Annotated in this window: 2 protein-coding genes; one reads left to right on the plus strand and one right to left on the minus strand. The window is 39.1% G+C overall.

Translation table 11 applies throughout. The features are described 5' to 3' along the window. Positions 1-410 precede the first annotated feature (410 nt). On the plus strand, positions 411-593 hold the full coding sequence (locus AC1DRF_RS27655) for a hypothetical protein (RefSeq protein ID WP_427076016.1): 183 nt from the start codon (positions 411-413) through the stop codon (positions 591-593). Positions 594-624: 31 nt separating this feature from the next. Here the strand turns inward: AC1DRF_RS27655 and AC1DRF_RS27660 are convergent, their stop codons facing one another. Next, positions 625-1,359 carry a copper resistance D family protein gene (locus AC1DRF_RS27660; protein WP_477742264.1) on the minus strand — a complete coding sequence of 245 codons (735 nt, stop codon included), beginning with the start codon at positions 1,357-1,359 and terminating at the stop codon, positions 625-627. Between the last annotated feature and the right edge of the window lie 74 nt (positions 1,360-1,433).

Raw genomic sequence — 1,433 nt, forward strand, 5'->3', positions numbered from 1 at the left:
CCTGTTATAAGCTGCAGGGAGACGCCTACTGCAATTTTCTCCATCACTTCTTTAATGACAAGAGGGATAGAAAGCGACGCTCCGGTATTAATTAAGGCCAGTATGAACGAAATGAGTAGCTTTCCTGTCGGAGGGTTCGTTAGCAATCATAATTTTTTAAATGAAAAATGGATTCCTTTTTGCGTATTCATCTTAGTTCCTTTCTAATTCTTTTAATAGGTGGTATACACACTTTAGGCAGACACCACACACTTTATCTTCAAAGTTCTATCTTATTTTACACCATTTCCTTTCTCAACCTGAACTTCTAAGCTTTTACCTATTTTTCAAACTCGTCTATACGAAAATGACAAGCTGGTCATATACTATGGTACACTGAATTCTTTTACTAGATGAGAGGTTGAATAAGGATGTCTGTTTATATTAAATCTATTTCTATTGGAACAATTTCTGGCGGGATCGTTATTTTTGGAAACGTAGGAAATATATCGCCTCCAAGCGGCTCTACGTCCGGCTCTGGTTCTAATTCCCAAATGCCGATGCCTCCTTCTTCGGGAAAAGGCCCGAGAGATAATACAGCTTTTAATGGCTAATAAAAAAACAGTGAGATATTTCTCACTGTTTTTAGACTTGAATACTTGTCATCATCGCAATATAAAAAGCAAAAACAAACAAACCCGCACTTAATACGCTAAGCCATACTGTCTTTTTGTAAAAACAAATAAGTAAATACACAAAAAACAGCAGTGCGACAAATAAGAATAGGATTCCTACAATTGTTACGTGAAACGTTAGAGGAAGCGTCACTTGTTTCCCATAGATAAACGGAAGAATCGATGAATCCATTGCCATATGACTTATATTAGTTGGCGGCGATTGCGTTACCATGATAGCTGTAAATAAAAAAATGATAAGCAAAATAATGCTTTCTGCTCGAATCCACATCACGGGCTTATATTCTGGATGTTTTATCGTTTTTCTCATAAGAAAGCCATTGATGCCGGCAAATGCAAGCAGCGGAATAATCGTAATATGCTTTAGCAAAAGAGACTGCCCGTAATCTGTAGCCCATGAATTTACATAGTTGGACAGACCCATGATAATGACCATCGAAATGAACCCACTTAATGAAAGAAGCACAAAACAAGCGATTGCAAAAGGAGTAAACCAGCTCAAGAAACTTTTCCAATTGGAGGTTTCTTTTGAAAAAGCGGCAACAATCAGAACCACCCCTCCCCACAGTCCAACTGCTAAAATATGAAGAGAATGAGAAAGCATGCCGCTAAGCGCAGAAGCGGATGCTGCGTGACTTGCGTAGGCGATTCCTCCCACCAAGGCTACAGTCAGTAATGTATACATATGAGGGTGGCACTCTATTGAAACCTGACTCTAATACACAACTGACGCTGCCGACGATCAGGAACGTGTAGATC

The organism is Priestia sp. P5_B4 (assembly GCF_056400385.1).